The following is a 23,365-nucleotide window of genomic DNA, read 5'->3' as shown; positions in this document are numbered from 1 at the left end:
TTCACTCACGTGTGGATGTAAATCGGCCCCGGGGGGCGCATTCCGATGGGCGTGAGCCGTCAATCCGTGCAGATCCCTTCCCACGGCTCGGTGTGACGCGCAACACTCGCAGGCGCATGAACGTTGCCGCCTTGGACCGCAGGGTCCTGGAAGCGAGGGCAAGTCATGTCCGTACACGACGACTTGACGTCAGTTCAGCGATGCATCGACGACCTCGTGAGGTCGGTGGGACGCCTGGAGCAGCAGATCGGCGGAGGCGGCCTCGAGATGCGCCGCGTCCGCGCCGACGCAGACCACCTGCGCGAGAGCGTCGCCCTGCTGCGCGAGTCCGCCCCCGGCCTCGCCCCGCCCCGGCGCCCCGATCTCGTGTCGATCCCCGACACCCCGTACGACAGCTCCTTGTGGACGGACTCGGACGACGAGGGACTCGGCGCCCACGACCGCCACGCCCCGTGAGCGCCCCGGAGGCGAAAAGTTGAGCACTGGCACTGAACCCCATCCGACCCCCGGCGGCGTACACACCGGTACGCGCGCCGCGATCACCGCCCCGCATCTGCGCACCGACCGCTGGTGGCTGGCGCCCGCCGTCACCGCCGCCGGGCTGCTGGCCTTCGTCGTGTACTCGACCTGGCGCGCGTTCGCGGACACGAACTACTACTCGGCGCCGTACGTCTCGCCGTTCTACTCGCCCTGTCTGGCCGAGCGGTGCCGGACGATGCACGCGGGCCCCAACGCGGACCTCTTCGGGAGCTGGTGGGGCATCTCCCCCGCCATCATCATCCTGATCTTCCCGCTCGGTTTCCGGCTGACCTGCTACTACTACCGCAAGGCCTACTACCGCGGCTTCTGGGCGTCGCCGCCGGCCTGCGCGGTCGCCGAACCGCACAAGAAGTACACCGGCGAGACCCGCTTCCCGCTCATCCTGCAGAACGTCCACCGGTACTTCTTCTACGCCGCGATCGTCGTAGCCGGGATCCTGACCTACGACACCGTGCTCTCCTTCCGCGACGAGCACTACCGCTGGGGCCACATGGGCCTGGGCACCCTGGTCTTCCTGCTCAACATCACGCTGATCTGGGCGTACACCCTGTCCTGCCACTCCTGCCGGCACATCGTCGGCGGCAAGCTCAAGCACTTCTCCAAACATCCCGTGCGCTACCGGATGTGGCAGTGGGTCGGGAAGCTCAACGCCCGCCACATGCTGCTCGCCTGGGCGTCGCTGATCAGCGTGGCGCTCGCCGACTTCTACGTGTACCTCGTCGCGTCCGGCGCCTTCGACGATCCGCGCTTCTTCTAGCTGAGTGGGGCCCTCTGATGTCCGTGGTTGACAGGCAGGAGTGGGACGTTGTCGTGGTCGGCGCCGGTGGCGCCGGACTGCGCGCCGCCATCGAGGCGCGCGAGCGTGGCGCCCGTACGGCCGTGATCTGCAAGTCGCTGTTCGGCAAGGCCCACACGGTGATGGCCGAGGGCGGCATCGCGGCCGCGATGGGCAACGTCAACTCCGGTGACAACTGGCAGGTCCACTTCCGCGACACCATGCGGGGCGGGAAGTTCCTGAACCAGTGGCGGATGGCCGAGCTGCACGCGAAGGAAGCCCCTGACCGGGTGTGGGAGCTGGAGACCTGGGGCGCACTGTTCGACCGTACGAAGGACGGGCGGATCTCCCAGCGCAACTTCGGCGGCCACGAGTATCCGCGGCTCGCGCACGTCGGCGACCGGACCGGGCTCGAGCTCATCCGGACCCTCCAGCAGAAGATCGTGTCGCTCCAGCAGGAGGACATGAAGGAGACCGGGAGCTACGAGAGCCGGCTGAAGGTGTACCAGGAGTGCACCGTCACGCGCGTGCTGAAGGACGGCGACCGCGTCTCCGGGGCGTTCTGCTACGAGCGCGAGTCCGGCCGCTTCTTCGTTCTCGAAGCCCCCTCCGTCGTCATCGCCACCGGCGGTATCGGCAAGTCGTTCAAGGTGACGTCGAACTCGTGGGAGTACACGGGCGACGGCCACGCCCTCGCGCTGCTCGCCGGGGCGCCGCTGCTCAACATGGAGTTCGTGCAGTTCCACCCGACGGGCATGGTCTGGCCGCCGTCGGTGAAGGGGATCCTGGTCACCGAGTCGGTGCGCGGGGACGGCGGGGTGCTCAGGAACTCCGACGGCAAGCGGTTCATGTTCGACTACATCCCGGACGTCTTCAAGGAGAAGTACGCGCAGTCCGAGGAGGAGGGCGACCGCTGGTACGAGGACCCGGACCACAACCGGCGTCCCCCGGAGCTGCTGCCCCGCGACGAGGTCGCCCGTGCCATCAACTCCGAGGTGAAGGAGGGTCGTGGGTCGCCGCACGGCGGGGTCTTCCTCGATGTGTCGACCCGTATGCCCGCCGAGGTGATCCGGCGCCGGCTTCCCTCCATGTACCACCAGTTCAAGGAGCTCGCGGACGTCGACATCACGGCCGAGGCGATGGAGGTCGGGCCCACCTGTCACTACGTGATGGGCGGCATCGCGGTCGAATCGGACTCGGCGGCCGCGCGCGGCGTACCGGGGCTGTTCGCCGCCGGTGAGGTCGCGGGCGGCATGCACGGTTCCAACCGGCTCGGCGGCAACTCCCTCTCCGACCTGCTGGTCTTCGGGCGGCGGGCGGGGCTGCACGCCGCCGGGTACGCCGCCGACCTGGCCCGGGACCGCCCGCCCGTGGACGACATCCAGATCGACACGGCGGCGGCCGAGGCCCTGCGGCCCTTCTCGGCCGAGGGTCCGGAGCCCGGTGCGCAGAGCGGACGCCCGCCCGAGAACCCGTACACGCTCCACCAGGAACTCCAGCAGACCATGAACGACCTGGTCGGCATCATCCGCCGCGAGGCCGAGATGGAACAGGCCCTGGAGAAGCTCGCGGAGCTGCGGGTACGGGCACGGCGGGCCGGAGTCGAGGGCCACCGGCAGTTCAACCCCGGCTGGCACCTCGCCCTCGACCTGCGCAACATGCTCCTGGTCAGCGAGTGCGTGGCCCGCGCCGCCCTGGAGCGCACGGAGTCACGCGGCGGCCACACCCGCGAGGACCATCCGGCGATGGAGCGGACCTGGCGTCGCGCCAATCTCCTGTGCCAACTCACCGATCCCACAGGCGGGTTGGCGGCCACCGACCCGGTGCACGGTCAGATCGACCTCAGCCGCGAGACCACCGAACCCATTCGTCCCGACCTGCTCGCCCTCTTCGAGAAGGAGGAGCTGGTCAAGTACCTCGCCGAAGAGGAGCTCTACGAGTGAGCAGCTACGAGGCCCGCTTCAAGGTGTGGCGCGGGGATGTGAAGGGCGGTGGCCTGGAGGACTTCACGGTCGAGGTCAACGACGGTGAGGTGGTGCTGGACATCATCCACCGGCTCCAGGCGACCCAGGCCCCGGACCTGGCCGTCCGCTGGAACTGCAAGGCGGGCAAGTGCGGTTCGTGCTCGGCGGAGATCAACGGACGCCCCCGGCTGTTGTGCATGACGCGCATGTCGGTGTTCACGCACGAGGAGACGATCACCGTCACACCGCTGCGCGCCTTCCCGGTCGTACGGGATCTCGTCACGGACGTCGGCTTCAACTACGCCAAGGCGCGGCAGGTCCCCGCCTTCGTCCCCCCGGCCGGTCTCGGCCCCGGCGAGTACCGCATGCAGCAGGAGGACGTGGACCGCTCGCAGGAGTTCCGCAAGTGCATCGAGTGCTTCCTGTGCCAGGACACCTGCCATGTCGTGCGTGACCACGAGGAGAACAAACCGGCGTTCGCGGGCCCGCGCTTCCTGATGCGCGTCGCCGAACTGGACATGCACCCGCTGGACGCGGCCGCCGACACCGGCCTGGACCGCAAGCGCACCGCCCAGGACGAGCACGGCCTCGGCTACTGCAACATCACCAAGTGCTGCACGGAGGTCTGTCCCGAGGGCATCAAGATCACGGACAACGCCCTGATCCCCTTGAAGGAACGGGCGGTCGACCGCAAGTACGACCCGCTGGTGTGGCTGGGTTCGAAGATCAGGAGGCGGGATTCGTCTTAAGGGCTCATAGGGCTCTCAGGGCTCTCAGGAATCTAGGGAGCCGAAGGAGCGGTGGGGCCGCGGCGGCGGTCCCGGGTCGCCCGGTGCATCAGGGCGGCCCCGGTGATCAGGCCCGCGCCGCTCACGAGGGCGACCGCGAACTGGAGGTAGCCGGGGCCCGAGAAGGCCAGGTTCAACGACTGGAGCGCGACGGCCGCCGTCACCAGCAGCGCGCCCCGGCCCCACAGGCGGCGCCGGACGACGGGACGGCGCTCCCACCCCGGCACCCGGCCGCCGCGCACGGCGACGATCCCGACGGCCGCCGCGAGTCCGAGGACCACGCCCTCGCCGAGACCCGCCGCGAAGAGCCAGGGCCCTGTCATCGGCGTTCGGGGATGCCGGGGCCACCGGGACGCCGCGAGGCCATCTGCATCACGAGCCCCACGATGAACAGGGCCATACCGGTCATCGCGAAGGGGGCCATGCTGAGGTCGGGCCCTCGGAACGGGCCGATGAACATGTACAGGGACATCCCGGCGGCCCCCACCACCGAGCCGTACCCCCACAGCTTCGGCCGGAAGACACGGGGGCGCAGCCAGGGCGGCACCCAGCCCGTGACGATCCCGGCGATCCCCATCAGCGCCGTGCCGGTCATCGCCAGCGCGACCAAGCCCACCAGATACGGGTGCACGGACTTCCCCCTCCCCCAGAGCGCGCCGAACCGGCGCGTGGGCTCAGATCATGGCACGGGGTGCTCCAGCAGCGTGAGGGTCTGCCCGACGCTGTGTTCCGCGATCGCCCGCATGAACTCCGGATCCGGGAAGTCGCCGTCGAGGAGCCGGAGGGGGCCCGCGACCAGCGAGAGGTGCATGGCCAGGCGGTAGAGGCGCAGCCGGTCCTCGTCGAGACCCTCGGCACGCAGAGCCGCGTAGTCGTCGTGGAAGCGCTGGCGCAGGAAGACGTGCTCCCACTCGGCGTCGAAGTAGAGCAGGCCCTCGATGTCGATGAGGGCGGGGTGGCCGTGCTCGTCCACGAGGACGTGGTCCGGGCCGAGTTCGCCGTGGACCAGGCCGACGCGGCCACGCGGTCGGACCCTCCCGGCGAGGGCGTGCAGTCGGTCGTGCAGGGCCTCGCGTACGGCGGCGATCCGGGCGTCGCGTGCGGCGGCCTCCGCCAGGTCGGCCAGGGCCCGTTCGAGGACGACCTGTTCGCACGAACCGCCGTACGCGCTGCCGCCGTTGTCGACGACGGCGACCTTGCCGTGGCGGGGTGCGGAGTGGGCGTGCAGGGTGCGCAGGGCCTCGGCCAGTTCCCGCAGGGGCCCTTCTGCGGCCTCGGGGTCGCGGTGCAGCAGGTCTTCCAGACTGCCGCCGCGCACGTCCTCCACCACGGCCACGTCCGAGGGCAGATGCGTGTGGCCGCGGTCGGCGAAGAGCAGGCGTGGGGTGCGGATGCCGAGGGCGGTGAGCCTGTCGTACGCGGCGGTGAAGAGGTCGAGCCCGGAGGCGTGCGAGAAGGAGTCGCGGGGGTCTGCCGGGGCCGCGTCCCAGTAGTCCTCGGCCGGGTCCCAGACGTAGGCGACCGCGGTGGAGCCGTCGTCGAGGAAGAGCCGGTAGGCACCCTTCTTGCTGCCGCCGCGCAGCCGGGTGACCGCGGTGAGCGTCCGGGCCGGGCCGAGGGCCGCGCGGGCGAGGGGCGCGAGCTCGTCCCTCGTGAGCGGCCTGCGCCTGACTGTCATCGGACCCAGCCCTCCTCGTACGCCGTCCAGTCCTTCTCCCGGGCGGCGAAGTCCACGTACAGGGCGACGCCGAAGTGTTCCCGGGTGCGGTCGGTGCGGGAGAGGCCGAGGCGGGTGCCACGGACGGCCGCCGCGACCGTCTCGGCGGAGCCGTGGTGGTCCATGTTGTCCTCGTAGTAGAAGGGCAGGCCCATCAGCAGGTCGGTCGACTTCGGGGTGACTTCGAGGGCGAGGGAGGTCTGCTCGGCGACGTAACCCCCGTACAGGCTTTCCAGCGGAAGCGCCGTGTCGTACGACATCACGGCGATCTGGTCGACTCGGCGGGCGACCTGTCCGAAGAACGACTGGGACCACCACTTGGGGTGCGCGGTGAAGGCGCCGAAGACGGAGTGGAGGTTCGGGAGCGGGTCGATCTGGTGGGCGGCGACGGAGAGCTGGGCGTCGTGGGCGCGGGTGACGCGGCGCAGATCGTCGAGCAGGGACAGGTAGTTCGAGTCGTCGGAGTGCAGGGGCTCCAGGTCGAAGTGGGCGCCCTCGAAACCGGCGTCGAGGATCTGCCCGGCGGAGCGGACGACGGCGGCCCGGGTGGCCGCCCGTTCCAGGCGCATCCCGACCTCCCCCTCGGTGGCGAGCACGTCGCCGAGCCACGCCTGGACACGGACACCGGGCAGTTCGCGGTGCACGGCCTCGACCAGCCAACGCGCCTTCGGGTACGCCGACTCGGGCAGGGTCCCGTCGTGCTCCAGCGGTCCCGCGTGCACGTACAGATCCCGGATCCCGGTCGCCCGCAGCCGCTTCGCGAGCGCCTTGACGTCCGCGTCCTTCTTCCGGCCGTCCACCCAGGCGTGGCCCATCCAGAGGGCGTCACGGTTCCTGGTCTGGGTACCGGGGGCCGGGTCTCCGGCGTAGTTGACCCGCAGGGCGGTGCCCGCGGCGAGCAGGGAGAGCACCGACACCAGAACGAGCGCGAGCGCGACCCGTTTGGGCCAGCGGAGGCGGGGGTGCCGCCAGCCCCGGCCCACCGTTCGAAGCCAGGCGGGGACCCGGCTCGGGGAGGTACGGCCCTCGCCGTCCCCCGGCCCGCCCGCTCCCCCGCCCTCTCCCCTGTCCGTCTCCGCCACCGGTGTCGCCGGCGTCTCCGCCACCGGCTCCGCCCCGGTCTCCACCTCGGTCCCCGCGCGCTGCTCGTCCATCCCCCGTGCCCCCTCCGTATACCCCCGTATCCCCCGTACCTTAAGCGGCCCCGCCTCGGCGCACTCCCGGTCGCGCCCCGGCGCAAGCGGTCATACGCTCCCAAATGTGACGTCGCCCCTGAGCCGAAGCCGGTCGCGCCGAGCCACGTCCCACATAGCCGTACGGGTGGCGCATGCCGTACTCGGGGGGCTGCTGGCGGTGGGGTGGCTGCTGCTGCCCGTCGCACGGGCGGGTGCCCACGAGGTGCGGGCCGCGCCCGGGCGGGGCGGGACGAGCACCGGCGACCTCGTGCTGCCCCTCGTCGCGGTGGTCGCCGCGGGGGCGCTGGCGGCGTACTCGTACGCGCGGCGGACGCGGCGGGCCCGGACCCGTACGACGCCCGGCGGCGGCACCCCGCACCCCGTGCCCTTCGCCGAACTCGACCGGCGGGCGGGGCGGTTGCTCGTCGAGATCGACGACTGCGTACGCACCGGAACGGAGGAACTCGGCTGGGCCGCGGACCGGTTCGGGGAGGAGGACGTCGAGACGTACACGGAGGCACTGGCGTTCGCGCGCTCCGAGCTGACGGCTTCCTTCCGGCTGTGGCAGCGGCTGGACGAGACCCTGACCGACGACAGCCTCGTGAGGCGGCAGCTGCTGGAGGAGATCGTCGCCCGCTGTACGGAGGCGGGGCGGCGGCTGGACGCGGAGGCGCCCGGGTTCGACCTGCTGCGCGCCCTGGAACGGACGCTGCCTGCCGCGCTGGAGTCGGCGGAGGCCCGATTCCGGGAGCTCACCGCGCGCACCCCGGCCGCGGAGGCGACGCTCACCGAACTGCGCGAGCGGTACGCGCCCTCCGCGTCCCTGTCCGTCGCGGGCAACGTCGAACAGGCCAAGGACCGGCTCGTCTTCGCCACCACCCGCCTTGACCGGGCCCGGCAGTCCCTGGACCGGGGGGAGGGCGCGCGGGCGACGGCGTATCTGCGGGCCGCCGAGGCCGCCGTCGACCAGGCGGACCTCTTCGTGGCCGGTATCGACCGAGTGGCCTCCGAACTCGCCTCCGCGACGGCCATGTTGCCCGGCGCGCTGCGTGACGCGGACGCCGAGCTCGTGGCCGCGCACGGCCTCCCGGCCGTCGGTGCGCTGCCCGGTCGGATCACGCACGCCGCCTCGGCCGTCGCCGACGTGCGGCGGGAGATCACGGGCGGCGTCCGTCCGTACGACCCCCTCGGCGCCCTCCGTCGCCTCGCCGACGCCGGGGCACCGCTCCTGGCCGAGGACCGCGTGCCCGTCGACCGGACCTTCCTCGACCGGGCCTTCCTCGACCACGCGCTCCTTGCGGCCCGCAGTGCCGTCGCCCTCGCCGCCGACTTCGTCACGACACACCGGGGAGCGGTCGGGGTCGAGGCCCGGACCCGGCTGTCGGAGGCGGAGCGGCACCTCGCGCTCGCGCCCCGCACCCTCGTCGACGTCCGGAGCGCCGATGGGCTCGCCCTGGAGGCCCAGCAGCTCGCGGAGCGGGATGTGCGGGCGTACGGGAATCCGTATGCCGGGCCCGAGGGTGCGGGCGTCGGCGGTGCGGTGCTCGGCGGGATCCTGCTCGACGACACGCCCGGCGCCCCCGCGGGGAGCTTCGGCGGACCGAGGACACGCGGGCGCAGGGACTTCTGAGGGCGCGGGGGCTATCAGGGGCGCGGGGCTTTCAGGGGCGCGGGGGCTTTCAGGGGCGCGGGGCTTTCTGGAGCGCGGGGAACCGCACGACCAGCCCCCACCGGCTCGCGGCCGAGGAACCACCGGCCGGGCGGGGAATCGAGGCGAAGCCCCGCCCAAGGGGCGCGGGGGAACCGTGCCGTCAGAACAGGCTCAGCAACGCCTCCGCCGGGTCCGTGAGAGGCGTGCCGCCGTCCGGGAGCGGGAGTTCGAACCAGACCGTCTTGCCCGCCGGTGTCCGCCGCGAGCCCCACGAGGCGGAGAGCAGACCGACGAGCTGCAGCCCCCGGCCCCCCTCGTCCGTGTCGCGGGCGCGGCGCCGGCGCGGCTGGACGAGGCCCGCGTCCCAGACCTCGCACACCAGGGTCCGGTCCAGCAGCAGGCGCAGCCTGATCTCACCCTCGCCGTAGCGCAGCGCGTTGGTGACGAGTTCGCTGACCAGGAGCTCGGTGGTGTCGACGAGCGGTTCCAGGTCCCAGGCGGTGAGCTGGGTGCGCGCGTACTCACGGGCCCGCCCCACGCTGCGCGGCTCGCGCGGCAGCGTCCAGTCGCCGACGGAATCGGCGGGCAGCCCCTGAACGCGAGCCATCAGCAGCGCGATGTCGTCCTCGCCGTGGTGGGTGTCGAGGGTGTTGAGGACGTGGTCACACACGTCCTCCAGGGGGCGGGAGGGGTCGGTGAGCGCGCCGACGAAGGCCTGCAGACCCTCGTCGAGGGGGTGATCGCGCGATTCGACCAGTCCATCCGTGTAGAGCGCCAACAGTGCGCCTTCGGGTAGTTCGACCTCCACCTCCTCGAAGGGCTCGCCGCCCACCCCGAGGGGCATGCCCGGCGGCACGTCGAGCATCAGCGCGCTCTCGCCGGGTTCGACCAGCACCGGCGGCAGATGGCCCGCGTTGGCGAAGGTGCAGCGGCGGGTCACGGAGTCGTACACCGCGTACACGCAGGTCGCCAGGTACACCTCGGAGAGGTCGGCGTCGCGGGGCTGGCGGGCCGCGCGGGTGGCCTGCTGGACTCCGCCGGGAGTGCCGAGGCCGCGGGCGATCTCGTCCAACGCCGAGAGGACTTCGGCGGGTTCGAGGTCGAGGAGGGCCAGGGTGCGTACGGCGGTACGCAGTTCACCCATGGCGACCGCCGCCCGCAGACCGCGCCCCATGACATCGCCGACGACCAACGCCGTGCGGTGCCCAGGGAGTTCGATGACGTCGAACCAGTCGCCGCCGACCTCGGTGGCCGCGTTGCCGGGCAGGTACCGACACGCGATGTCCAGACCGGAGGCCTCCGGGTCGCCCGGCGGAAGGAGCGAGCGCTGCAGGATCAGCGCGCGTTCGTGCTCACGGCGGTACAGGCGGGCGTTGTCGATGCAGACCGCGGCGCGCGCCGCGAGTTCCACCGCGAGCGCCCGGTCGCGGTCGCCGAACGGCTCGCTGCCCTTCGTGCGGGAGAACTGGGCGAGGCCGACCACCGTGTCGTGGGCGACCATCGGGACCGCCAGCGTGGACTGGATGAGCCCGCCGTCCTCCGCGGGGACGTGCTGGGGGCGGGCGGTGCGCAGGGCGTCCGCGCAGGGCGAGTTGAACGGGTAGTGGTGGACGGCGCCCACGGCCACGGGGGCCGGTCCGCCGATGAACGGCGCGTCGGACACGGCGCTGGCGAAGGCGACCCGGCGCAGCTCCGCGCTGCCGTCGGCGAGCGCCCGCGGGGTCTCGTCACCCGCCAGCAGACCCTGGTAGAGGTCGACGGTGGCGAGGTCGCAGAAACCGGGCACGACGACGTCGAGGAGTTCGCGCGCGGTGGTCTCCAGGTCGAGGGAGTTGCCGATGCGGGCGCCCGCCTCGTTCAGAAGAGCGAGATTGCGCCGGGCGGCGGCCGCTTCCCGGGCCGCGGCCCGTCGGCTGGTGATGTCGGTTCCGAGCCAGGCGATACCGATGGGACGGCCGGTGCCGCTGTGCACGCGGTAGAGGTTGACCGACCAGTGCCGGCGGTCGTCGGAGCCGGGTATGAAGCCGGTGACGTGCATGTCCGTGATGGAGTCGCCGGTTTCGAGGACGCGGCGCAGCGTCGCGGCGACGCGATCGGCCTCGGAGCGCGGCAGATAGTCGTGGACCGTACGGCCGCGGTGGCTGTCCACGTTTCCGCCGAACACCGAGGCGAACCGCTTGTTGGCGCGCCGGACCCGCAGATCCGTGTCGATGAGCAGGAAGCCGAACGGAGATTGACCGAAAATCGCCTGCGAGGCGGCGAGGTCCGTCTCGATGCTGCGGAGGGTCCGGACGTCCACGACGATGCACACGGCGGCCCGCTCGCCGTCCTCCGTCGTGGTGGGCATCACATAGACCTCGGCGAGGCCCTCGGCACCCGCCTCGCCGTCCTCGGTGGCCGGCATGCGGAAGGGGACCACACCGGTCCACTCGCGGCCGTCCAGGATCTCCGCCATCTTGCGCTGGCCGCGCTCGCGCTGGTCGGGTTCGAAGAACGCCTCGATGGGGTCCATGCCGAGGGCGCGCTCGGGGGATATCCCGAAGAGCTGCTCGGCACGCAGGCTCCACTGGTCGACGAGGCCGTCGGCGCCGATGGAGAACGAGGCGACCTTGATGTAGTCGTAGATCGAACCGGGCGGGCTGCTCTGCCACATCGCGTCGCCCATGGGCTCGCCGGACGGTTCGACGGGCGCTGCGCCCTGCGGTCCACCAGGCGACTTGGCCGTGGCCCGGTGCGGGTCCGCGCCGATGTCCCTGCCCGCGTCCGTCGGATCGCCCGTCGAGGCGCCCGCCGTCCGGGGCCTCACGTCGTCGCGCGGTCCGGAGGGCGCGCCGACCCGTGGTGTGTTCGTCGGCTCGGTTCTCGCGTCGCCTCGCGGTGGGGTCATGGCGTCGCCCATCGCCCCGCCCGTCGCTCCGGCCACGGCGGAATCCCCCGCGGCCCCCGCCCTCGCGCCGTCCGACGGGTCCTCGGACTCCGTGGCCTTCGCTGGTATCTCGCTCACGCGAACCGTCCCCTCCAGCTCACCGCGTCCGGCACCGGTCACCGGGGGCGGCTGCCCGCAGTATCCAGCACTACGGCGCCGCACAACACGGTGTTCACGATCACAGCACGGTCCCGATGGTTTTTGGACCGGCCGCGACATACTCCCAGTCTTCTAACCAGGTGGCGCCCCATCGAATCAAAGACTCCGGACAACTCTGGTGGCCTGAACCAATCGGTCGCCCCACCCTCCGCCCGACACACCCTCAGCACGACAGCCGACGCACCCTCAGCCGGGCACCCCCAGCTCGAACCACACCGTCTTTCCAGTGTCCCCGGGCCGGGTACCCCAACGCCGCGACGACCCCGCCACCAGTTGCAGTCCTCGACCGCTCTCGTCGTCCGCGTCGGCGGACCGCTCACGGGGCGGGTCGGGCAACGGGTCGGAGACCTCCACGAGGAGAGCGCCCGGCAGTCCCCCGGGTCTGACCAGACGGACACCGATGGGGCCGGTGGCGTGCCGCAGCGAGTTGGTCACCAGCTCACTGACCAGCAGCGCGGTCACATCACCGAGGGAATCCAGCCCCCAGGTGCGCAGCTGGCCCCGGACGACGGCACGGGCGGTACGGACGGCACCGGGCTCCGCGGAAAAGCTCCACTCGGCACAGTCGCCTTCGGTGTCGATCACGCCGATCACTTCCCAGGCCAGGAACCCACCCATGTCCGGTTTCGTGGGGTTAATTGGCACATACCCGATATCCGGGATGCTTTACCGCACATGTGGGCGCACTGTGGCACGAACGGCGTACGGGACTTCGGGCCGCGGACGCGGCTCGCGCTCCCCCGCTCCCGAAAGCCGTGCACGCAGCGCCGTGCACCGGTGCCCGCGCCCGCACCTCGCACCTCGCACCTCGCACCTCACCGGTGTCCCCCGAAGAGAGGAGCCGGTGCACGGCGCCCGGTCCCGCGGCACGTCGGCACCTAGGACGGGTCCTGGCCGTCCCAGCGCCGCAGCACCGCCTTGACCGCGGGGACGTCCTGGTCCAGCCAGTCCACGTCCCAGAGCTCGTCCGGACTCAGCCAGCGCAGGTCGTCGTGATCCTCGAGGGGCGTGGGATCGGCCGAGCCCGGGAGCAGCCGCGCGGTCCACACGCGCAGGACGTACGGCGTCCGCAGGGGCCACTCCCCCGGGACGCGCTCGACGGACTCCGCCGTGACGCCGAGTTCCTCGCGCAGTTCGCGTACGAGGGCGGCTTCGGGGGCCTCGCCCGGTTCCACCTTGCCGCCGGGCAGCTCCCAGCGTCCGGCCAGTTCGGGGGGTGCGCTGCGGCGCGCGGCGAGGAGGCGTCCGTCGTGCAGCAGGGCGCCGCCCACCACCACGATCGTTTCGTCCATGCGCCGGAGCCTACGGCAGGGCACACCGCACACGGACAGGACGCCTGAGCCCGGACACGGACGGAACGCCGTACCGCGGACACGGACGGCACGCCGGATCGAGGCCGGGGCCGTCACACCGTCACTTGGATCCGTTCTGCGCGATCCGCTCGACCCAGTAGAGCTGCTTGTGGCCGCGGTCGTCGAGGCTGTCCGCGATCTTCTGGGCCTCGGCCCGGGTCGCGTACCTGCCGACGCGGTAGCGATTGCCGTTGTCGTCCTGCCGTATGACGAGCCAGGGAAGAGTGATCGTGCCGTCGTTCATCGAGCCCCTCCACTTCCCGCCCCCGGCCCGCGCCGTGCCCCGCACCCTAACGAAACCGCAATCCGCATATGCCCGAGCCTACGCCTAACCTTTACGCAGCGAATACGCCTTTACACAAAGAGGTACGCAACCAGCCAAGACGGAGGGGGCGCATGGGTACGAACGCGCCGTCGAGCGCCCCCCGTGCGCCCGTCAGGCAGCGCGAACTCCGTCCGGGGCAGGGCATTTGAGAAAGGCCAGATTGCAACCGACGTCACGCGCGGGGCACTTGGCGGTCGACTCGCCCGGGAACGAGGGGGTCCCCGCCCCACGGACGCCGACCGCCCGTGAACTCCTACGTCTACTTCACCGGCAGGTGGTACGCGATGCGATACCTGTCCGCCGGTACGACGACGTCGGCCGTCTCCACCGGGCGGCCCGAGGCGAAGTACGTCCGCTGGATGACGACGACCACGTGCCCGGGGACGCCGCCGAGCGCGAGGAGTTCCTCCGCGAGGCCGGGACGGGCCCCCACTTCCTCCGTGACGTTGTCCACGATCACGTCGATGGCCGCCATCCGCTCGACGACGCCCATGCCCCCGAGCGGGCCCTCTTCGGGGAGCATCACCGGGGTGCGGCCCGTGACGGCGAGGGGCTCCCAGGAGGTGGAGAGCATCATCGCCTCGCCGGCGTCCCGGAAGACGTAGTTCGTGCACATCACGCGGTCGCCGGGCCGGATCGAGAGGCGCTCGGCGATCGCGCCGCTCGCCTCGGCCTGCTCGCTGTGCGACTCCCAGGTGCCGCGCACGGCCAGGTCGGCCTGCTCCTGGCGGAAGGGGGTCGCTCCATTGTCCGGGCGGTACCCGGAGCGGGCCACCCGGCGCGGCACCGGCCGCTCCCGCACATACGTCCCCGAGCCGGAGCGGCCCTCGACCAGGCCTTCGGCCATCAGCACCTTGCGCGCTTCCAGGGCGACCGTGTCCGAGACGCCGTACTCCTCGCGGATCCTGGCCTGGGAGGGGAGGCGGGTGTGCGGTGGCAGCGAACCGTCGACGATCTTCTTGCGGAGATCACCCGCGACACGCAGATACGCCGGCTGCTCACCGAAAGTCACTGGCCGCTCCCATCAGGTTGTACAGACAGCAACAGCCTGGCAACCGTGGGTTGTGCCATGCAAGCGAAGGCCAAAGAATCACTCGATGTGATTACTTAACCCCGCCGTGGGCTTTACCCAGGCACTTTCTCCCCGCTATAGCCCGCGTCACACCTCCAGACCGCCACCGCTTCCCCCGTTGTCCCGGCTGCCCCCGCCCCCGTCGTTCGACGGCGGGGTGGCGGTGAGGCCCAGAACCTTGCGTGCGGTGACCGTCCTCCTCGGGTCGATGAGCTTCAGGCCCTTCTTGTAGTGGGCGGAGAAGGTGTCCGCGTCCGTGGCGGCCGCCGCCTTCGTCCACTCCTTCCGCGAGGCCTCGACGTCGTCGACGAGGGTGGCTACGGGCTTGTCGGCGGCGGGGAACCAGCCGTGTCCGCGCAGCAGACGCGCCTCGTCGTCGAGCGCGACGGACACGCTGGTCGCCCACTCCTTGTAACCCCGCAGGTCGTCGTCCACGTACTTCGCGGCGGGCGCCGCGCGCAGGGCCTCGTCGAGCGTGTCCACGGCCTGCAGATAGGCGAACTGGTCCGCGTTCAGGGTGAAGCCGTCCTTGCGCAGCGAACCCTTCAGACCGCTCTTGCCGTCCCCGCTCTCGAGCATGCAGATGATCGAGTGACGGCCGAGGTTCCAGCTGTCGCGGGTCGGGATGAAGTGGTACAGCCGGACGTCGCCGGGGACGGCCCAGGCGTCCATCGCGTACGCGCGCTCGAACGTGCGGCACTTGGCGTCGGCGGCGTCTCGCAGACTGGCGCGGCCGGGGTAACGCGCGCCGCTCATGGCGAAGTTCGCGATCACCTCGGCGTGGTGCCTCCCGGCGCACGGCACCTTGTCGACGTGGACGGTCACGCTCTTCGACGAGTCGCCCGGCTCGTCGAAGCAGTCCCCCTTCCTGAGCGAGAAGACCGTGCCCGTGCGCGCCGAGCCGTTCATCCCGCCCTTGAAGCCGTCCCAGAAGTCGCTCGCGCCGCCGGTGGCGACGGCCAGGACGAGCAGCGCGACACCGAGCGAGGACATCACCATGCCGCCCACCGCCAGCCCCTTGCCCCGCTCGCCCCGCTTCCTGATCTGCGCGAGCGCGACGATCCCGAGGACCAGCCCGACGGCGGGCAGGAAGCAGAGGACGCCGAGCACGAGCGCGACGACCGCGAGCCCGTTGACGGGCGCGGGACGGTTGTACGGGGAGTAGCCCTGACCCCAGACCTGGTACGGCCCTTGGTACGGCCCCTGATACGGCCCCTGAACGGGTGGCGGGTACGGGCCCTCGGGCCGCTCGGGCCCGGGTGGCGGGGGTATGGCCACGAGTGCTCTGCTCCTAGTCCGGGCGGGCTCGGCCGTACGGAAACCCAGTACGGCACCGACGTACGACGGGCGTATGTTCGCCGCACAGTTGGGCGCATCGTAAGCGCGGCACGGTAGGGCGGCACGGCCGGGGCGGGGGCGGAATGCGGATCACGAACGCGACGATCGACGCGGTCAACGGGCTGACGTCCCGATGGGCGCGCGAGGCACCCGCCGGGACGGTGTTCTCGGCGGCGGGAGTGTGGCCGCTGCTCGGGTTCCTGGCGGACGGGGCGACGGGGGCGGCGCGGGCGGAGCTGGCGGCGGCGGTGGGATTTCCCGCCGACGAAGCGGCGTACCGGGCAAGGGAGTTCATGGCCGCGCTCCACGCGATTCGGGGGCTGGACTCGGCCGTCGGGCTGTGGAACGACCGGAAGCTGGCGGTACGCGAGGAGTGGGCAGCGGGGCTGCCCGACGGGACGCGCGGAGAGCTCACCGGTGACCCGGCCACCGACCACGCGACGCTCGACGCGTGGGCGGCGCGGCGGACGGGGGGACTCATCGAGCGCATGCCGGTCGCGCTGTCCGAGGAGACCGTGCTCGTGTTGGCCAGCGCACTGGCCCTGCGGACCCAGTGGCTGCGCCCGTTCGAGGAGTACCCGCTGCTGCCGGAGACGGGGCCGTGGCAGGAACGGACCCTGTTGGGGCTGCGCCGCAGCAGCACGCTGCTCGACCGGATCGGCGTGGCGGACACGCCGGAAGGGTGCGTCACCGAGCTGAAGGTGCTGGGTACCCATGGCATCGATGTCCATCTCCTGCTCGGCGAGGAGCGGATGAGCCCTGGACAGGTGCTGGGCGCGGGCATGGACATCCTCGCCCGCACCCGATCGGTCGTGCCCGGTCCACAGCTCCCCTACGGCGATGTGGGCCCCGGCCTGCACGTGGCGAAAGAGCGCTGTGAACGGCCCCAGCCACCGACTCTTCACGTCACGACCGTCGCGTACGAACTGACGGCCGACCACGATCTGCTGGAACGGCACGGCCTGTTCGGACTCACCACAGCGAAGGACCCGAGCCGCGGGCACTTTCCCGGCATCGGCGACCGGCCGCCCCTGGCGGTGGCCTCCGCCCGCCAGTCCGCCATGGCGAAGTTCGGCGCCCTCGGATTCCGGGCCGCGGCGGTGACAGCCTTCGGCGTCGCCGCCGCGGGCATGCCCGACCTCCGCTACGTCACCACCACGGTCGACGCCACCTTCGACCGCCCCTTCGGCTTCCTCGCCCTGCACCGCACCTCGCGGCTCGTCCTCGCGGCGGGGTGGGTCACGGACCCGGAGCCGTTCCCCGAGGACGTCGAGGCGCACGCATAGCCTGCGCTCATGACACCTTTGCCGGATCGCTTCTGCCCGGCGGACGGTACGCGCGTCCCCGGCGGCTCGCTCGACTGGTGCTGCCCGGTCTGCCGCGGCCCGCTCGACCTGGACTTCGCACCGACCCCCGCGCCCCTCACCTCCCTGACCGGGCGGGTGAACTCACTGTGGCGGTACACGGAGTGCCTGCCGCTGGCCGCGCCCACGGTCAGCCTGGGCGAGGGCCGCACCCCGCTGGTGGAGCTGCGCGGGGGCATCTCGGCCAAGCTGGACTTCCTGATGCCGACCCTGTCCTTCAAGGACCGCGGTGCCGTCCTGCTGGCCGAGCTGGCACTGCGGCTGGGGCCACGGCAGGTGATCGCGGACAGCAGCGGAAACGCGGGGACGGCGATCGCCGCGTACTGCGCGCGAGCCGCGCTGCCCTGCACGGTGTACGTCCCCGAGGGCACGTCGCCGAAGAAGCTGGAGCAGATCGAGGCGCACGGGGCGCGGGTGCACGTCGTGGAGGGGGACCGGGAGGCGACGGCGCGGGCGGCGCGCGAGGCCGCGGATCTCCCGGGCACGTTCTACGCCTCGCACGTCTTCAACCCGTACTTCCTGCACGGTACGAAGACGTACGTGCACGAGCTCTGGGAGGACCTGGGCGGGCGCCTGCCCGACGTCATCGTCGTCCCCGTCGGCAACGGCACGCTGCTCCTCGGCGCCGCCCTCGCCGTCGCCGAGCTGCACGGGGCGGGGCTCATCGACCGGCGGCCCGCGCTGTACGCCGTCCAGGCCGCCGCGGTGGCGCCGCTCGCGCACGCCTGGGCCGAGGGCGCGGACGACCTGGTCGGCGTCACGCCTTCGGCCCCCACCTTCGCCGAGGGCATCGCCATCCCGCGCCCGCCCCGGGCCCCCCAGATCCTGCGCGCCGTACGCGACTCCGCCGGCACGTTCCTCACGGTGACGGAGGACCAGATCCGCCACGCCCAGCGGGACTTGGCGTCAAGGGGCCTGTACGTCGAGTCGACGGGAGTGGCGTGCTGGGCGGCGGTACGGGAGGGGGTGCTCGGGGGACGTACGGCGGTGGTGCCGTTGTGCGGGGCGGGCGTGAAGTCGGGGCCGGCCCGGGGGTAGGCGGAGCCGGCCTTTCGGGGCGCGGGGATGTGGCGCATACGGCTCCGCCACGTGGGCGCGACCGGCGCCCACCGGCCGTCGGCCACCGCACAACGCCCCGGGCGGCGCCGACTCGTCGAAAGACGTGACCCTCACGGCTCCCGCGCACCACCCTGCCCCGGCCCCACGGCGGCCGCCAGTCGTATCTGCTCCTCCTCCACGATGCGGCGGGCGAGGTCGCTGTCGGAGATGTCGACGGCGTCCGGGCTCTGTTCGGCGGTGTCGCTGCGGCGGGCGTAGGCGTCGAAGAGGCGGGTCTTGTTCTTGAGGATGTGCAGCAGGCGCTGGTCGACGCTGTCGGTGGCGAGGAGGCGGTGCACCTGGACGGGGCGGACCTGGCCCATACGGTGGGCGCGGGCCACCGCCTGGTGTTCCATCGTGGGCTTGACCTGCGGTTCGCACAGGACGACCACGGACGCGGCCTGAAGGTTGAGGCCGATACCGGCGGCCTCGATCTGGCAGAGGAGGACCGCGTGACCCGGAGCGGCCGTGAAGTCGTCGACGAGACGCTGCCGGCGGGCGGCGGGCACGGCACCGGAGACCGGCCCGAACACGCCCTCTCCCAGGGCCTGTCGGACCAGTGCCAGCACATCGCGGAAGTAGGAGAACACCACCACCTTCAGGCCGTTCTCCGCCGCTTCCGCCACCAGTTCGCGCAGTCGCCCCAGCTTCGCGGACTTCTCCGCGTCGGTGTACGCGGCCCGGCGCATCGCCATGAAGTTCCCGTCCTCGACCGCTTTGAGGTACGCCTCCCGGTCCGCGGCGCTGAACTCCTCCCACTCGTCGACCTCCACCAGCGCGGGCAGTTCGGTGAGGACGTCGCGCTGGTTACGGCGCAGATAGGCGGGGGCGACGGACTTGCGGAAGGCGTGCGGGCCCGCGGCCGCGGTGGTGTGCCGTATCGCGGGGAGGAGGGCCGGCTGGAGGTAGCGGACGAGGGAGCGGAACTCCTCGACCCGGTTCTCCATGGGCGTCCCCGTGAGGAACAGGACGCGCTCGCAGTGTCCCGTCCAGGCCGCGACCGCCCTGGAGCGGCGGGTGTCCGGATTCTTCACGTAGTGCGCCTCGTCGACGACCACCATCCCCGGCTTCGCCCCTTCACCCTCACCGTCCGGGGCGGGCAGGCGGTGCAGCATGTCGTACGTGGTGATCGCGACGCCCCCGTGCTCCCGCCACTCCTCGTAGGCGTCCAGCCGCTCCGCGCCGTGCACCGGCAGGGCCCGCAGTGTGCTGCGTGCGCCGATCTCACGCGTCCAGTTGATCAGTACGCTCGCCGGGCAGACGACCAGGAAGTGGCTGTGCCCGTCCGCCGCGAGATGCGCGAGTACGGCGATGGCCTGCACGGTCTTGCCGAGCCCCATCTCGTCGCCGAGGACGACCCGGCGCTGGGCGAGCGCGAACCGGGCGCCGAAGTCCTGGTAGCCGCGCAGCGAGACCCGGCGCCGGGTGTCGTCCAGCGCCTGGGCGTGCACCCGCTCGGCGACCTCCGACGGCAGAAAGCCCTCGGCGGCCGGCACATCCGAACGGTGCTCGCAGACCTCGGCGAGCTGGCTGTAGTACTCCGCGGAGCGCAACTCGAAGTCGACCCACGCCTCGATCTCGGAGGCGGGCGTCCGCAGCAGGTCGGTCGAGGCCTGCGCGAGCAGCAGGCGTACGTCTCGGGCGCCCGCGTCGGCGGTCAGTTCGCGCAGTTCGGCGACCGCGTCGAGCGCGCTCCGTCGCCGCTCCCGCCCCGCGAGCGCCATCCCCAGCCGTCCGCCGGCGGGCCGGGCCGCGGGCAGCAGCGCCCCGAGCCGCTCGTCGAGCCGCGTCGCCGCGTCCACGGCCCGGCGCAGCTCGGGACCGGCCTCGACGAGGGTGCGCAGCGCGATCACCAGGGCGGTCGTGCGGGGCTCGGGCCGGTCGACGTCCATCCGTACGGAGACGGTCTCCTCCACTGCCCGCGCGAGCTGCCGGGCCGCCGCGAGGGCGCGGTCGGCGGTCTGCGCGCCCACCCCCGGCAGCCGGCGCAGCTCGTACCGCCCCGCCTCGTACACCGCCCGCACCGACGCGAACCCGGCCGTCTCCAGCGCCCCGAGCCGCAGTCGCCCCTCGGTGACGTCCTTCAGCCGGGAGACGGGGATGGACTCCAGCTCCTTGCCGACGAGTTCGGCGTGGATCGGTGCCAGCGCCGCGCGCACCGCTTCGAGCGCGCGGGCGTGATCGGTGAGCACATCCCGCGCGGCCTCGTGCAGTCCGACGCCCTCGGCGAGCAGACTCCGCTCACGTTTCCCCACCGGCCCGACACTACTGCCCACCACCGACAGCCCCGCCCGCCTCCGGCTGCGCCGACGGAGCCAAGCCCCTACGTCATCGCCCAGGAAGGCCGATCACCTCGTCGATCACCTCGTTGACGCTCTCGTGGCCCGGGCGGCGTCGAATCGCTACGGTTGAGGCATGACCGCGCTGCCCGACTGGATGCGCCCGCCGCGCTTGGAAGGCTGGTTCGCGGAGGACCTGGACCGCCTCCCCGAGGCACCCCGCCATACCGAGCTGATCGACGGAGCCCTCGTCTTCATGCTGTCGCCCCAGCGGGCCTGGCACGGCCGCCTTGTCACCGCCCTGACCACCACGCTCATGGCGCAGACGCCGGAAGGCTTCGAGGTCGAGCGGGAAATGACGATCCGCCTCGACGCCCGCAACCGCCCCGAGCCGGACCTCTTGCTGACGGACCTGCCCTACGAACCGGACCGCACCTGGTACGCCCCGGAGGACGTGAAGCTCGTCGTCGAGGCGGTATCCCCCGAATCCGCCCACCGTGATCGCACCGTAAAGCTCCGCAAGTACGCAGAAGCAGGCATCCCGCACTACTGGTGCATCGAGGAAGAGGACGGTGCCCCCGTCGTCCACGTCTACGAACTCGACGAGCCGACCCGCTCCTACGCACCCGCCGGCATCTTCCGGGGCACCTTGGAGCGCCCCGTCCCCTTCGAGATCAGCCTGGACCTCGACAAGCTCACCCCGCCCCGGCACGCATAGAAGTCGGCGTACTCGACGAGCGGGTTCGACGTCCATCCGTACAGCGACCGTGTCTGCGGTTCGTCGGGCGTGCGGGTGCGTCTTGCGCACACCGAAGAAGGGGTCCGACTCCGAAGAGCCGGACCCCTTCCGATCCGCGTTCTTGCCGGATCAGCGATGCAGTGGCATGTCATCCACTAGACGTTGAAGCGGAACTCCACCACGTCGCCGTCCTGCATGACGTAGTCCTTGCCCTCCATGCGGGCCTTGCCCTTGGCGCGGGCCTCGGCGACCGAGCCCGTGGCGACGAGGTCCTCGAAGGAGATGACCTCCGCCTTGATGAAGCCCTTCTGGAAGTCGGTGTGGATGACTCCGGCGGCCTCGGGGGCGGTGTCGCCCTTCTTGATCGTCCAGGCGCGGGATTCCTTGGGGCCGGCCGTCAGATAGGTCTGCAGGCCGAGGGTGTCGAAGCCGACGCGGGCGAGGGTGGCGAGGCCCGGCTCCTCGGCGCCCACCGACTCCAGGAGCTCCATGGCGTCCTCCTCGTCGAGCTCGGCGAGGTCCGCCTCCAGCTTGGCGTTGAGGAAGATCGCCTCGGCGGGGGCGACCAGGGTGCGCTGCTCGGCCTTGAAGTCCTCGTCGACCAGCTCGTCCTCGTCCACGTTGAAGACGTAGAGGAACGGCTTGGTGGTCAGGAGGTGGAGGTCGTGCAGGAGCTCCTCGTTGCCGGAGCCCTGGACGATGCCCTGCGAGAAGAGTGTGTCGCCCTTCTCCAGGATCTCCTTCGCCGCCTCGACCGCCGCGACCTTGGAAGCGATGTCCTTCTTGATGCGCGACTCCTTCTGGAGGCGCGGCAGGACCTTCTCGATGGTCTGGAGGTCCGCGAGGATCAGCTCGGTGTTGATCGTCTCGATGTCGTCCTTGGGCGAGACCTTGCCGTCGACGTGCACGACGTTCTCGTCCTTGAAGGCACGGATGACCTGGCAGATCGCGTCCGACTCACGGATGTTCGCGAGGAACTTGTTGCCCAGGCCCTCGCCCTCGGAAGCGCCCTTCACGATGCCCGCGATGTCGACGAAGTCGACGGTCGCCGGGAGGATCTTCTGGGAGGAGAAGATCTCTGCCAGTTTCGTCAGGCGCGCGTCGGGGACACCGACCACGCCGACGTTCGGCTCGATCGTGGCGAACGGGTAGTTGGCCGCCAGCACGTCGTTCTTGGTCAGGGCGTTGAACAGGGTCGACTTGCCGACATTGGGCAGACCGACGATTCCGATCGTGAGCGACACGTTGCGACTTCCCGTACGTGAGGGTGGGCGACAGGTCCGCGGAGGTGCGCGGGCCGATCCACCAGTCTACGGGGTGCGAGGTCCCTTACCGGCGACGCATCGAACGCATGGCCAAGGTCGGCCCATCGGCGTGTCTGAGGGGCTATTCCGCACATAAACCGACCTAAGTTGGTCCAGTGGAGCAACACAGGACGCGTCCCCCTCAGTACAGACCGCGACGCGGCGCACCTCTTCCCGCCCAGACCGGGCGCGCCACGGCCGACGGTGTACGCAGGAGTGCGCCTCCCGCGCGACGACCCGCGCCCGCGCCCAGGCCCGCTCCGGCGCGACGGCGGATGCCGAACCCCCGGCTCACCGGGCTCGGCGGCGGACTGTTCTGCGGGGCGACGATGTTCGCGCTCGCCTGTCTCGACCAGTTGCTCTTCGGGGCGTCGCTGGTGGTCTACGGGGTGCTGTTCCTGCCGGTGTGCGCGCTGACCGCGCTGTGGGTGCGGCGGGGAGACATCGTCACCGCGCCCGTCGTCGTGCCCATCGCCTTCGCGTTCGGGCTGCTGCCCGTCGCCGACGGGGGCGGCGGGTTCGAGGGCGAACTGATGGGGCTCGTCACCGCGCTGGCGACCCAGGCGGGATGGCTGTATGGGGGGACGCTGGTCGCGGGGGTCATCACCACCGTACGGAAGATCCGCCTGATGAGCCGCAGGGCCGCCCAGCGCAGGGCGGCCCAGGGGCCCCGCCCCGAGATCCGGCCGCGCCGCCGTCCGGCCTGACCGACACAAGGGGCGCGACGGACACGACGAGGGGCCCGACGGACATGACCGGGGCGACGGACACGACGGGGGGCGAGGGGCACAAAAGCCCC

21 protein-coding genes are annotated in these 23,365 nt (G+C 71.6%); 9 read left to right on the top strand and 12 right to left on the bottom strand.

Annotated features, from left to right (window positions below; all coding sequences use genetic code 11):
• Positions 1–165 precede the first annotated feature (165 nt).
• Genes AQJ27_RS16065 through AQJ27_RS16050 form a run of 4 tightly spaced genes read left to right on the top strand, consistent with a single transcriptional unit; the run spans position 166 to position 4,028 of the window.
• Positions 166–456, top strand: coding sequence for a hypothetical protein (locus tag AQJ27_RS16065; RefSeq protein ID WP_067368400.1), 291 nt, complete (start codon positions 166–168; stop codon positions 454–456).
• A gap of 19 nt (positions 457–475) precedes the next feature.
• Entirely contained in the window at positions 476–1,297 is an 822-nt protein-coding gene (locus AQJ27_RS16060) for a hypothetical protein (protein WP_067368397.1), read from the top strand.
• A 17-nt stretch (positions 1,298–1,314) separates the two neighbouring features.
• Positions 1,315–3,258: a fumarate reductase/succinate dehydrogenase flavoprotein subunit gene (locus tag AQJ27_RS16055; protein WP_067368394.1), complete on the top strand. Its 1,944-nt coding sequence runs from the start codon at positions 1,315–1,317 to the stop codon at positions 3,256–3,258.
• Positions 3,255–4,028 (top strand): succinate dehydrogenase/fumarate reductase iron-sulfur subunit, encoded by a 774-nt coding sequence (locus tag AQJ27_RS16050; protein WP_067368391.1) that lies wholly within the window; start codon positions 3,255–3,257, stop codon positions 4,026–4,028. The genes AQJ27_RS16055 and AQJ27_RS16050 overlap by 4 nt, the downstream gene beginning before the upstream one ends.
• A gap of 32 nt (positions 4,029–4,060) precedes the next feature.
• Here AQJ27_RS16050 and AQJ27_RS16045 read toward each other — a convergent pair whose 3' ends face one another.
• From AQJ27_RS16045 to AQJ27_RS16030, 4 genes are read right to left on the bottom strand one after another with little or no spacing between them, the layout of a single operon-like run.
• Positions 4,061–4,390 carry a hypothetical protein gene (locus tag AQJ27_RS16045; RefSeq protein WP_067368388.1) on the bottom strand — a complete coding sequence of 110 codons (330 nt, stop codon included), beginning with the start codon at positions 4,388–4,390 and terminating at the stop codon, positions 4,061–4,063.
• Positions 4,387–4,698, bottom strand: coding sequence for a hypothetical protein (locus AQJ27_RS16040; RefSeq protein WP_067368387.1), 312 nt, complete (start codon positions 4,696–4,698; stop codon positions 4,387–4,389). Before AQJ27_RS16040 ends, AQJ27_RS16045 begins: the two co-directional genes overlap by 4 nt.
• Before the next feature lie 48 nt (positions 4,699–4,746).
• Positions 4,747–5,745, bottom strand: coding sequence for a phosphotransferase family protein (locus tag AQJ27_RS16035; protein ID WP_067368383.1), 999 nt, complete (start codon positions 5,743–5,745; stop codon positions 4,747–4,749).
• Positions 5,742–6,938, bottom strand: a complete 1,197-nt coding sequence (locus AQJ27_RS16030; RefSeq protein ID WP_235613522.1) for a glycoside hydrolase family 18 protein — start codon at positions 6,936–6,938, stop codon at positions 5,742–5,744. Before AQJ27_RS16030 ends, AQJ27_RS16035 begins: the two co-directional genes overlap by 4 nt.
• A gap of 106 nt (positions 6,939–7,044) precedes the next feature.
• On the opposite strand from AQJ27_RS16030, the gene AQJ27_RS16025 reads away from it, so the two are divergent.
• On the top strand, positions 7,045–8,589 hold the full coding sequence (locus AQJ27_RS16025) for a hypothetical protein (RefSeq protein ID WP_067368377.1): 1,545 nt from the start codon (positions 7,045–7,047) through the stop codon (positions 8,587–8,589).
• A 181-nt stretch (positions 8,590–8,770) separates the two neighbouring features.
• On the opposite strand, the gene AQJ27_RS16020 is transcribed toward AQJ27_RS16025, so the two are convergent.
• The 6 genes from AQJ27_RS16020 to AQJ27_RS15995 form a co-directional block, all read right to left on the bottom strand.
• Positions 8,771–11,614 carry a SpoIIE family protein phosphatase gene (locus AQJ27_RS16020; protein WP_067369280.1) on the bottom strand — a complete coding sequence of 948 codons (2,844 nt, stop codon included), beginning with the start codon at positions 11,612–11,614 and terminating at the stop codon, positions 8,771–8,773.
• A gap of 267 nt (positions 11,615–11,881) precedes the next feature.
• On the bottom strand, positions 11,882–12,313 hold the full coding sequence (locus AQJ27_RS16015) for an ATP-binding protein (RefSeq protein WP_067368373.1): 432 nt from the start codon (positions 12,311–12,313) through the stop codon (positions 11,882–11,884).
• Positions 12,314–12,573: 260 nt separating this feature from the next.
• Positions 12,574–12,987, bottom strand: coding sequence for a (deoxy)nucleoside triphosphate pyrophosphohydrolase (locus AQJ27_RS16010; RefSeq protein ID WP_067368370.1), 414 nt, complete (start codon positions 12,985–12,987; stop codon positions 12,574–12,576).
• A 121-nt stretch (positions 12,988–13,108) separates the two neighbouring features.
• Entirely contained in the window at positions 13,109–13,291 is a 183-nt protein-coding gene (locus tag AQJ27_RS16005) for an SPOR domain-containing protein (RefSeq protein WP_054228261.1), read from the bottom strand.
• A gap of 340 nt (positions 13,292–13,631) precedes the next feature.
• The gene (locus AQJ27_RS16000; protein WP_067368367.1) at positions 13,632–14,384 is read right to left on the bottom strand and encodes a GntR family transcriptional regulator; all 753 of its coding nucleotides are present in this window, start codon (positions 14,382–14,384) and stop codon (positions 13,632–13,634) included.
• 147 nt (positions 14,385–14,531) lie between these two features.
• Positions 14,532–15,722, bottom strand: a complete 1,191-nt coding sequence (locus AQJ27_RS15995; RefSeq protein ID WP_067368363.1) for a DUF4190 domain-containing protein — start codon at positions 15,720–15,722, stop codon at positions 14,532–14,534.
• Positions 15,723–15,865: 143 nt separating this feature from the next.
• On the opposite strand from AQJ27_RS15995, the gene AQJ27_RS15990 reads away from it, so the two are divergent.
• A complete protein-coding gene (locus AQJ27_RS15990) occupies positions 15,866–17,068 on the top strand; it encodes a serpin family protein (protein WP_067368360.1) in 1,203 nt (400 codons plus the stop codon).
• Between the two features lie 9 nt (positions 17,069–17,077).
• Positions 17,078–18,184, top strand: coding sequence for a pyridoxal-phosphate dependent enzyme (locus tag AQJ27_RS15985; protein ID WP_067368357.1), 1,107 nt, complete (start codon positions 17,078–17,080; stop codon positions 18,182–18,184).
• Positions 18,185–18,315: 131 nt separating this feature from the next.
• Here the strand turns inward: AQJ27_RS15985 and AQJ27_RS15980 are convergent, their stop codons facing one another.
• Positions 18,316–20,499, bottom strand: a complete 2,184-nt coding sequence (locus tag AQJ27_RS15980; RefSeq protein WP_235613521.1) for a DEAD/DEAH box helicase — start codon at positions 20,497–20,499, stop codon at positions 18,316–18,318.
• Between the two features lie 160 nt (positions 20,500–20,659).
• On the opposite strand from AQJ27_RS15980, the gene AQJ27_RS15975 reads away from it, so the two are divergent.
• Complete coding sequence (locus AQJ27_RS15975; RefSeq protein ID WP_067368351.1) at positions 20,660–21,241, top strand: Uma2 family endonuclease; 582 nt, start codon at positions 20,660–20,662, stop codon at positions 21,239–21,241.
• Between the two features lie 176 nt (positions 21,242–21,417).
• Here AQJ27_RS15975 and ychF read toward each other — a convergent pair whose 3' ends face one another.
• On the bottom strand, positions 21,418–22,506 hold the full coding sequence (gene ychF, locus AQJ27_RS15970; RefSeq protein WP_067368348.1) for a redox-regulated ATPase YchF: 1,089 nt from the start codon (positions 22,504–22,506) through the stop codon (positions 21,418–21,420).
• Between the two features lie 176 nt (positions 22,507–22,682).
• Here ychF and AQJ27_RS15965 point away from each other — a divergent pair, with 176 nt between their 5' ends.
• Positions 22,683–23,273 carry a DUF6542 domain-containing protein gene (locus AQJ27_RS15965; protein ID WP_079065017.1) on the top strand — a complete coding sequence of 197 codons (591 nt, stop codon included), beginning with the start codon at positions 22,683–22,685 and terminating at the stop codon, positions 23,271–23,273.
• The last annotated feature ends 92 nt before the right edge of the window (positions 23,274–23,365 follow it).

This window comes from Streptomyces olivochromogenes, from assembly GCF_001514115.1.
GTDB lineage: Bacteria > Actinomycetota > Actinomycetes > Streptomycetales > Streptomycetaceae > Streptomyces > Streptomyces olivochromogenes.
Note: the sequence above shows the minus strand (reverse complement) of the source record. Positions and strands in the feature narration are given on the sequence as shown.

Bases quoted from the DNA above. Each gene is read 5' to 3' on its own strand.
- AQJ27_RS16065 (WP_067368400.1), top strand. From the start codon at position 166: ATGTCCGTACACGACGACTTGACGTCAGTTCAGCGATGCATCGACGAC.
- AQJ27_RS16055 (WP_067368394.1), top strand. From the start codon at position 1,315: ATGTCCGTGGTTGACAGGCAGGAGTGGGACGTTGTCGTGGTCGGCGCC.
- AQJ27_RS16045 (WP_067368388.1), bottom strand. From the start codon at position 4,390: ATGACAGGGCCCTGGCTCTTCGCGGCGGGTCTCGGCGAGGGCGTGGTC.
- AQJ27_RS16035 (WP_067368383.1), bottom strand. From the start codon at position 5,745: ATGACAGTCAGGCGCAGGCCGCTCACGAGGGACGAGCTCGCGCCCCTC.
- AQJ27_RS16030 (WP_235613522.1), bottom strand. From the start codon at position 6,938: ATGGACGAGCAGCGCGCGGGGACCGAGGTGGAGACCGGGGCGGAGCCG.
- AQJ27_RS16015 (WP_067368373.1), bottom strand. From the start codon at position 12,313: ATGGGTGGGTTCCTGGCCTGGGAAGTGATCGGCGTGATCGACACCGAA.
- AQJ27_RS16010 (WP_067368370.1), bottom strand. From the start codon at position 12,987: ATGGACGAAACGATCGTGGTGGTGGGCGGCGCCCTGCTGCACGACGGA.
- AQJ27_RS16005 (WP_054228261.1), bottom strand. From the start codon at position 13,291: ATGAACGACGGCACGATCACTCTTCCCTGGCTCGTCATACGGCAGGAC.
- AQJ27_RS15990 (WP_067368360.1), top strand. From the start codon at position 15,866: ATGCGGATCACGAACGCGACGATCGACGCGGTCAACGGGCTGACGTCC.
- AQJ27_RS15985 (WP_067368357.1), top strand. From the start codon at position 17,078: ATGACACCTTTGCCGGATCGCTTCTGCCCGGCGGACGGTACGCGCGTC.
- AQJ27_RS15975 (WP_067368351.1), top strand. From the start codon at position 20,660: ATGACCGCGCTGCCCGACTGGATGCGCCCGCCGCGCTTGGAAGGCTGG.